This is a genomic window from Salinicola corii (assembly GCF_008298015.1).
GTDB classification, from domain to species: Bacteria; Pseudomonadota; Gammaproteobacteria; order Pseudomonadales; family Halomonadaceae; genus Salinicola; species Salinicola corii.
This window is the reverse complement of record NZ_VTPX01000006.1, coordinates 259,360-268,253: the sequence shown is the minus strand read 5'-3', so window position 1 is coordinate 268,253 and position 8,894 is coordinate 259,360. Positions and strand designations below refer to the sequence as shown.

8 protein-coding genes are annotated in these 8,894 nt (G+C 57.7%); 3 read left to right on the top strand and 5 right to left on the bottom strand.

The features are described 5' to 3' along the window. The 5 genes from F0A16_RS12790 to F0A16_RS12770 form a co-directional block, all read right to left on the bottom strand. On the bottom strand, positions 1-298 hold a 298-nt coding region (locus tag F0A16_RS12790; protein WP_149435779.1), incomplete at its 3' end, for a phosphoadenosine phosphosulfate reductase domain-containing protein. A gap of 372 nt (positions 299-670) precedes the next feature. Next, positions 671-2,017 (bottom strand): lipopolysaccharide biosynthesis protein, encoded by a 1,347-nt coding sequence (locus tag F0A16_RS12785; RefSeq protein WP_149435778.1) that lies wholly within the window; start codon positions 2,015-2,017, stop codon positions 671-673. Between the two features lie 244 nt (positions 2,018-2,261). Continuing rightward, on the bottom strand, positions 2,262-4,466 hold the full coding sequence (locus F0A16_RS12780; RefSeq protein ID WP_149435777.1) for a polysaccharide biosynthesis tyrosine autokinase: 2,205 nt from the start codon (positions 4,464-4,466) through the stop codon (positions 2,262-2,264). A gap of 18 nt (positions 4,467-4,484) precedes the next feature. Beyond that, positions 4,485-4,922 carry a low molecular weight protein-tyrosine-phosphatase gene (locus F0A16_RS12775; protein WP_149435776.1) on the bottom strand — a complete coding sequence of 146 codons (438 nt, stop codon included), beginning with the start codon at positions 4,920-4,922 and terminating at the stop codon, positions 4,485-4,487. Position 4,923: 1 nt separating this feature from the next. Then, entirely contained in the window at positions 4,924-6,108 is a 1,185-nt protein-coding gene (locus F0A16_RS12770; protein ID WP_149435798.1) for a polysaccharide export protein, read from the bottom strand. 962 nt (positions 6,109-7,070) lie between these two features. Between F0A16_RS12770 and F0A16_RS12765 the strand changes: the two genes are divergently transcribed. The 3 genes from F0A16_RS12765 to F0A16_RS12755 all read left to right on the top strand — a co-directional run bounded on the left by F0A16_RS12765 (position 7,071) and on the right by F0A16_RS12755 (position 8,886). Beyond that, complete coding sequence (locus tag F0A16_RS12765; RefSeq protein WP_420853081.1) at positions 7,071-7,295, top strand: hypothetical protein; 225 nt, start codon at positions 7,071-7,073, stop codon at positions 7,293-7,295. After that, a complete protein-coding gene (locus F0A16_RS12760) occupies positions 7,295-7,975 on the top strand; it encodes a YjbF family lipoprotein (protein ID WP_149435774.1) in 681 nt (226 codons plus the stop codon). The genes F0A16_RS12765 and F0A16_RS12760 overlap by 1 nt, the downstream gene beginning before the upstream one ends. 74 nt (positions 7,976-8,049) lie before the next feature. Further along, complete coding sequence (locus F0A16_RS12755) at positions 8,050-8,886, top strand: capsule biosynthesis GfcC family protein (RefSeq protein ID WP_149435773.1); 837 nt, start codon at positions 8,050-8,052, stop codon at positions 8,884-8,886. Positions 8,887-8,894: the final 8 nt, after the last annotated feature.

Here is an 8,894-nt window from a genome sequence, read left to right as displayed (position 1 = left end):
CCCGACCTTCCTCGTTGATGTGCTCGATCAGCTCCATGCCGACCTCCGCGGCCATCTTGTCGCGGAACTCGATCATCTCCTTGAACTTCCAGGTGGTGTTGACGTGCATCAGCGGGAACGGCGGTGGGCCGGGATAGAACGCCTTGCGTGCCAGGTGCAGCATCACCGAGGAGTCCTTGCCGATCGAGTAGAGCATCACCGGATTGCCGAACTCGGCCGCGACCTCGCGAATGATGTGGATGGACTCGGCTTCGAGCTGCTTGAGATGGGTCTGGCGTTCGGGGGTGAGTTCGGTCATTGGCTAATCCATGGATTCATTTATCAGACTAAAAGAAGTGAGCCTTGGGCTGTACCGTTGATTATTCGCGACTCGTAGCCCGAGGCTCGAAGTTTTTACGTAGCGCGGCTTCCCATTGATCATCCCGTTGCCCACGAACAATGAAGAACGGGTTGAGCGTGCTTTTCTTCTGATTGCAATGGAGCGGGTCAAGCGTTTCGGCATCCAGCATTTCGTTTCCGACAACAGGGAGTCATCAGCCTTCCAAACCACCTCGCGACCGGATCGAGAGACTTCCATCATCCGCTCCCTCGCTACCACAGCAGCTTGAAAGGGCCACCCACGGCTATCTTTGTTTCCACAGGGGCATACCTCCGGTAGCGCGTCCAGCTATTACAGCTTGACGGGCCACGGCAACATGACAATATCCATCTTCCTCCACACGACGAGCGCGGCGACAACATTTTGCAGTACCAGCACCAACATCAATGACAGTGCCGCACCAGTGGCACCGAAAACCGGAATCAAGACAAAGAATGACACTGTCCCTAAGGTGCTACAGGCCAAAGAGATGTTGCGCATCACCTTCTCCCGGCCGGTCATAGTCAACAAAAAGCCTACGGCACCGGTAGTTACATTAATCAACTGCCCAATAGCGATAATACGCAGCAGATTGGCGGCCTGACGAAATTCGTCGCCAAACCAACCCAGTACCCATTCAGGGAAAAGAAAGCAGATCGCCGCTGGCGGCAAAGCGAGGACGGTTGCTACCATCGAGCTCTGCTGAGCTAATCGCTTGAGCTGGGTGTGCTTACCTTGATGAAAGAGTCTCGCGAAACGCGGTGGAAACACGGCATTAATCACCAACAGAATGAAACTGATCATCAAGGCAACCCGCTCGGCGGACTTAAACAGCCCCAGATCTGCGTGACTCAACAGCGCACCGGCAATCATTACGCTCAACACCTGCTGCAAAAACTGCGAAACATTAAGCACGATGAAACTATGAGCGGTACTGAAATAGGTTTCTCGGCTCGGCAACGTCGATTCATCAGCTCCGACGGAGGTAACCAAGGGATGCCGTCGTAACCACAACCAGGTCTGTATCGCTCCTTGTCCACCGACTAGCCAAGCCGCCAAGCAGAACCCCCAGCCAGCTTGGCTCAGCGAGTGCGATTCCGTCGTCCAGAAAAGTGCCAGAATACAAGCGGCCGCCAACAGCGAAATGGAGCCATTTTCCTGAAGGCTGGCTCTCGCCGGCATACCAACACCTTTCAGAAATCCTGCGAGAACGAAAGAGAGCGTGAAAGCCGGTATCGCCAAAGCGATACTGGCCAGTACGTCAGCCAGTGCCAGTGAGCCGAAAAATATCGCCACCCAGTCTCGGGAAAGCCACACCAGCACACCAATGGTGATACTTAAGCCTCCTGAACGAACAACCGACCAACGTAAATAGACGGGGATGTTGGGGCTATCGTTGTCCTGGCTCACGTAACGCATCAGAGTGCCATTGAGACCGAATCGAGCGATGATTCCCGCCCCAAGGATTACGCTCTGCGCCAGTGCAAAGACCCCCACGCCATCGGCACCATACAACCGCCCCAGCACCAAGCCCAGGAACAAGGTTCCCAGCGCCGCAATGCCGCGAGCGACGAAGGTCTTGCACAGAGAGAGAAAGAGCTCACCGCGAAAGCGACGGAAGAACGGTTGCTGCATACCTACGCGCCCGGATGAACTCATCAAAAACTCCCAAAAAGCGGAAACCCGCCAGCGTCACCGCGATCGCGGAGCCTGCTCTCGTTCTGATGCGACAGTTGCAGGCTCGCATAGATGGAGACCTCTCTGCTGGCGGCATGGCTCATCAGCGACACCGTAGCTCTATTGATGTTCCCAGCGGCCAAGGCAATCAAGATATCGCTTAGTGTATCGATGCAGGGATCACTGATATCGAGATCATTGCATCGATAGACCGTTACAGTACTCATCACTTGTAACTGTAATGGTAATAACCGTAGCCGTATTCGGTAGCGGCCTTGCGCTCCACAGCATTAAAGATGGCGCCTCGGGGCTCGACACCCGCCGTCTTCAGTCGGCTGATCGCCAATTCCATCTCCTTGACCGGATTGGTCTGGAAGCGCGCAAGTATCAACGTCGTACCCACCTGCTTACCGATGATGGCCGCGTCGGTCACCGCGAGAATCGGCGGGGAGTCGACGATGACCAGATCGAAGCGCTCGCTGACCTGGGCCAGGAATTCGCTGAAACGCGATGTCATCAGTAGCTCAGAGGGATTCGGAGGCGCCATGCCACGTGCGACGTAATGCAGGTTTTCCACGTTGTCGACCGGTCGAATCACCTGCTCGAGCCCCTGCTTGCCGGAGAGCACATCGCTCAGCCCGTTCTCGGAAGCGGCACCGAAAGCGCTATGGACCTGCCCTTTTCGCATATCCGCGTCGACGACGAGCACGCGTTGCCCGGCCTGGGCACACACTGCCGCCAGATTGACGCTGACGAAGCTTTTGCCCACTCCCGGGCTGGGCCCGGTGATCATCAGACGGTTATCGCCAGCCTCGAGCATGGCAAAGTGGAGACTGGTCCGCAGGCCGCGCAGCGCCTCGACCGAGACATCGGCAGGATTGCGAGCGGCCAGCAGACCGCTGGAGAAGCTACGGCTCTGGTCCTTGCCGGAGCGCTTCACGCGCCGGTTTAGCTTGCCCTGCTCGTCGGATAACGGAATGGTGGCGTAGACCGGAAGTCCCAGATCCTCGATCTGTTCCTGGGTTTCGATCCCGCGATTGAACAGCGCTCTAAGAAAGACGGCGGCAACGCCGACGATCAACCCGACGATGATCGCGACGGCGACCAGCAGAGGCTTGTTAGGCGCCACCGGGGCAGGCAGGACCTCAGCAGCGTCCAGAACCCGCACGTTACCGACCGTGCTGGCCTCCGCTATCTTGGTCTCCTGTACCTTGTTGAGCAGTTGGACATAGATCTCGTTGGTAACCTCGACGTCTCGCTGCAGCCGCAGTATCTCCTGCTGCGTCTCCGGCAACCCCTTGACCTGCTTGTCGAGATTGTCCCGCTCACGCTGGAGCTGTGCCTTTTTCTCCAGCAGCGCCTGATAGGTCGGATGACTCTTGGTGAAGCGCTGCGAAATCTCCGCCTCGCTCATTTCCAGCTCGTTCAACTGGGACTCCAGGTTGACGATGCGGTCGAGAACCGATTTTGTCTCCAGCGAGAGATCGACACTGTCCCTGGACTCCCGATACTCGTTGAGCTTCTCTTCCGACTGGTTCAACTGGTCACGGATCTGCGGCACCTGAGTATTCAGAAACTCAAGGCTCTTGCGCGCTTCTTCCGATTGGCGTTGAACGTTCTGCGAGTAATAGATGTCAGCGACCGTGTTGAGTGTTTTCTTGGTGGCATCCGGATCGGGGCCAGTCAGGCTCCAACTAAGAATCCCCGTTTCGCTGCCCGCCTCCCCGACCTCGAAACGCCCTCTCAAACCGTTGATCGCCGCCAGCCGGGGCACGTGTTGAACGGTGAATTCGGCGCCGGCTGGCGCCTGGATGGATGTTACACGTATGGCGACGTCACCGTTCAAAAAGGTGCTCAACTGCCCGACTTTACCCGAACCCAGCGACTTCCCGTCGGCATCCCGCAAGCGATAGGTGTAACTGTCCTGGATCTCAAGGGTGAACGTCTTGCCAAGATAGGTATCGGACATCGGCATTTCGCTGACCGCAACGGTCTCCCCGCTGAACGCATGCCCCCACCCCTTGGCGAAGCCGGGTCGTCCGATACGTTGGCGCTGAAAAAAAGCCCCTACGATCGGCAAGGTGACTGGCGCCACATTGATGTCGAGATTGAGCAGATCAACGGCCTGACCCAGCACCATTCGCGATCGAATGATCTCGATTTCGGAGAGCGTCGGCGGCTTTTCGCCCAGCAGACTCGTAACCTCCTGGAGCGGATTGTTGCCTGGCGAATCGCTCTCGATCTGCACCAGGGCGTCCGCTCGGTAGATAGGCGTCGCCAGGCTGGCGTACAGAATTCCGATCAACGCGAAACCCAGAACGCTCGCCATTACCCACTTCTTGTGGTCCAGCAGAATCCCCAGCAGCCGACGAATGTCTATCTCTTCGTGGTTACCCGCTGCCGATGTCGTCGATGTGTTGCTTGTGGTCATGTGGGGTTTTGCATCCTTTCAGCGATCCGGCAACTTGCCTACCCAGGCATCTACGGCTTGTGTCAGCAAACAATGAACGTGTTCGAAAGCGCTCCGACTCTTGTGATAGGGATCGGGTACCTCGTTCTCCCCGATCCAGCGAGTGAGCAGCATCGTCTTGCCACTGGCGGCGGGATAAAGCTCCGTCACGGCACGACGCTGACCATCGGACATCACCAGGACCAGGTCGGCGGACTGCAACATGCCGACATCGACCTGCCGTGCGACATGGGCGGACAGATCCAACCCTTCCCGCGCCGCCAGTTCCTTGGCCGTGGGCTCCGCACCCTCGCCGACCAGCGCCCCCAGTCCCGCGGAAGTGATCTGCCTGTCCGGGAATCGTTGCCTGAACAGCGCTTCCGCCACCGGGCTACGGCAGATATTTCCCGTGCACAGCACCAATATCCGATCGAACATGTCAGTTGCCGTCGCGGAGTTCGTCGAAGTCGCGCGTGGCTCGTGTCACCTGGTAGACGGAACTGATCGTCGGCGTCAGCTGATTGATGACGCGGTTCCAACGGCTCAGCGGCGCAGCGGTGACATAAACGATATCGGTGGGCTGCAGCATGAACTGCGCCCCGAGCACCAGCGCCGTCGCATTGCGTGCGTCGAGTTGATAGACCGTGGCCAGCTTTCCGCTGTCCGGCGCGGACTGACGAATCACGAAAATGCCTTTCGCGTTGGCCTGGGTCTCGTCCATGCCACCGGCCTCCGACAGGGCGTCGGTCAGCGAGAGACGCGAATTACCCATCGGAAGGGTCGCCGGGTCCATTACTTCGCCCATGACGAAGACCTTCTGACTTCCGATATCGGGTACGTGGAGGACATCGCCGTCCCGGAGCAACTGGTTCTGGCGCATATCGCCATTCTGGAGCATCGAATAGACGTCGATATGTGTTTCGTTGCTGCCCCTCGAAAGCACCACATCATGCCAATTGGCTTCGCCGTTGAGGCCACCACCTAGATTGACCGCATCCAGCACCGTCATGGGAACGTTGGTGATGGGCATCGCCCCAGGGTTCTCGACCTGCCCGGTGACGTAAACCTTTTGAGAATTGAAACCCACGACCTTGACGTCGACCTGTGGTTCTGTGACATACGTTGCCAGGCGACGCTGCAGTTGGGAGCGGACATCTTCCACGGTGCGGCCGGCCACCTGAATCCGACCGACGTAGGGATAGAAGATCATGCCGTCGCTATAGACCGTATTGCCCGTATCTTCCGTGGGACGCTCACTGCCGGCGGGTATGGTCAACTCCGGATGGTCGTAGACGATGATCGACAGCACATCGCCGATACCGATGTGATATTCATAGCGGTCCTCCAGCGCCGGGTCGCGGTGGGAAGCGGCCATTGCTCGCTGCAGGTCAGCTTCATCGTCGTTCCCACCCCGAAGTGAAGTCACCGCCTGCTGTGTCCGAACCAGGCCCAGCGTGATCGGCTCCACGTCGACCAAATCATCGATCGGCGCGGAATCCGTGTCGTAGTCGATATGTCCACCCGGAGCAAAAGCGCAGCCGGAAATCGCAACGACCAGTGACAACGGCAAGACGGGAAAGCGCCATCGAAAAATAGAACGCTTGCGACCCTCGCGAATTTTCATCATCCCTGTCGACCACCCCTTCTCTCATCCATATTGAGCCCTGTCTACCATGACCCGTGAATGGCTTCCGCTTTAAAAAAAGCTTAAAATTTAAACACGCTACCGCCCCAGGATTTTAACGGCATTCCCTGACGCCCTTATTTATCGTGTCAAATCACTCACAAACATGAATCTCGCGTCATCGACGCCTGCCGGTCACCAATACGCGAACCGCCGAGCAATCCTTGACTCAGCCACCTCACAAATCAACAAGTGCTATTTTCGTGCCAGCTTTTCAAAATAAACAAAATATCTAACCCATTAGTTACAAAAACGCTTTGCAGAGTGTGCAGGAACCAAGAATTCCACGAATCACCTCTGATTCTCCTCCTACAGATAACAACCAGGTGTGACGAATTCGCGACAACTGTACACGTCAACACGAGCAAGGAATTACATCAAGGCGCCTCAAGTACACATCAATTGACACAAGAAACCCAAATAAACATTATAAATTGTTAAATAAATACATATCTATTTTTCAGAGGCTTACGGAACCAAAGGCTCAAAACCGCCTCTCAGACGGGTCATCGAGGCGAAACAGGGCCCGACAAATCGGCCATTTCTCTTCCTGAACCACCTGATTTTCATATTTTACGAGCTCTATAGACAGAAGGTTGTCGCTATTTTTAGACAATTTAAGTTTGACATTCACAACAAGGACAACCCGTGTTTCATAAAAACACATTATGATCTCATTGCTCTACCCTGCGGCGCTTGCACCATAATGGACACGACTAACTATACTTGATTCCATTCAGTGCAATCTGGCGGATGTCTTTTTTTTGACACACTATAATTCCAAAAATTTGAAAGATATAATTGCTCAAATACGTGATATTGGTAAGAATACAGGTGGTCTTCGGACCACATCGTTGGTTTAACCAACACGTTAGGAGGTACTTATGAAGAAACTGGCCATAATGGCAGTCGCGTTAATGGCTGTCTCTTCACTCGCCGTCGCCCAAGAAGTGGCAACGGGCAGCGCCGCCGGAGCCGGCACCGCCGCTAGCGCATCGACAGCTTCGGCTGTCGATACCAGCGCGGCGGCGTCATCGGTCGGCGCGCTGGCCGCTGCAGGTGGCAGTGATGGCACCACCGGAACGACCGGTACCACTGGTACCACCGGTACGACCGGGACCCGGTAATGACAGCAGCACGTTATTACCGCCTGGAAGGCCGCCCTCGGGCGGTCTTCTTTTGTCTCGCCATGACGAGCCTCATCCTCTCCGGCTGCTCCCTGGGCGGAAGCCACCCGCTCGATGGCATCGTCCCGGGACTCGCTAGCGATGACGTGTCCGACCAGGCCGCCGCCACCTCCTACGCATCACTCGACTTCCACGTCGCGGGGAACGGCGGTCTGGTGATTCTGGCGAGTCAGGCTGGGGACATGACCTACTGGCAGTTTCGCGACTCGGCCACCGTCGCCCTGGGGGATGGCTACCTGCACAGTAGCGCCGGCCTCGAGCAGAACGTGATCGACACGCAACTCAGCGACGGGGAAGGCAACGTTCTCGATACCCCTCCCTGGAGAAGGCCCTCCTCGACTGCCTACCGTCTCGAGCGGGAGTGGCAGACGGCGGACGGCAATCTACACCATGGCCAGGCGACCGCCCTCCTCGATTGTGAAGCGGCACCTTCCCGTGTCGAATTGCCGCTGACGTCACGAGAGTTGCAGGTATGCCATGAAACGCTGAACTGGAAGGACGGCAACGTCACTCACGGCACGCTTTGGCGAGCGCCGGAAGACGGCCGCCTATGGGCGGTCGAAACCCAGCCGTGGCCTGGCGGGCCGATATTCGACTGGCAGGTCGCCCGCCCTTGGTGACCCTCAACACCGTCGCGATTCGGCGAAAGCGAGACAGGGATTTTCGTGAAGCCCATCAAGGACAAGAGTGACACATGGTGACCCCCCGCTCCCCGTATCACCGGCACCGGTCATGGCGCACCACCCGACGTTTGATCGCCGTTGCACTGTGCGGTCTCGGTCTGGTCGGCATCGCAGGCGCGCAAGACGACACCGAACCGACCTCGACCTTTTCCATCGATATCGAAAGGCAGCATCCACCATCGCCTTCTCCCTCGCTGCTCGATGCCTGGTTGACCGTGGAACGGGAAACCTCGGTCAACTGGTCCCGCGCCTTTGTGGTCCGAGATAGTGCGACAGCCGAGAATCGACAGCGCCAGCAACGCCTCGACGCCGAGCTGGAGGGGCTTGCCATGCAGGCCAGGCTACTGAATGCGCCCCAGGTCGGTGACGGCCTCGACGCTTGGCGAAAGGCGCTCGGCAAACTGGACAAGGGGCGGATACCGGGGCGCGTCGATCCGACCTGGCTAGTGGCGCATCTTCGCCGGGTTCCCCGGCTCGAGGACGTCGACGCGCTAGGCTGGTGCCGGACGCCCGACTGGATCGAGACCTGGACGCCGCTGGGCATCAGCCGTCTAGCATGGGAGTCGGGCATGACCACTGATACATTGCTCGACCGACTCGACGGGGAGGCCTATGCCAGCGCCGATACGTTGCAACTGGTGAGCCCCCAGGGCGATATCAAGAGCCTGGGCATCGCCGCCTGGAATCACCAGCGGGCACCGCTGGTCCCCGGCACTCGTGTGGTCGTCGCCCTCCCCCTGAACTCGGTTGGCGCCCAGTGGGTCGACATGGCCCTCCCCCAGTTTCTGGCCACGCGCTTGCCCGGCGATGAGTGCATCACGGTCGACCCAGCCAATCTTTACCACTAAGCCATGCT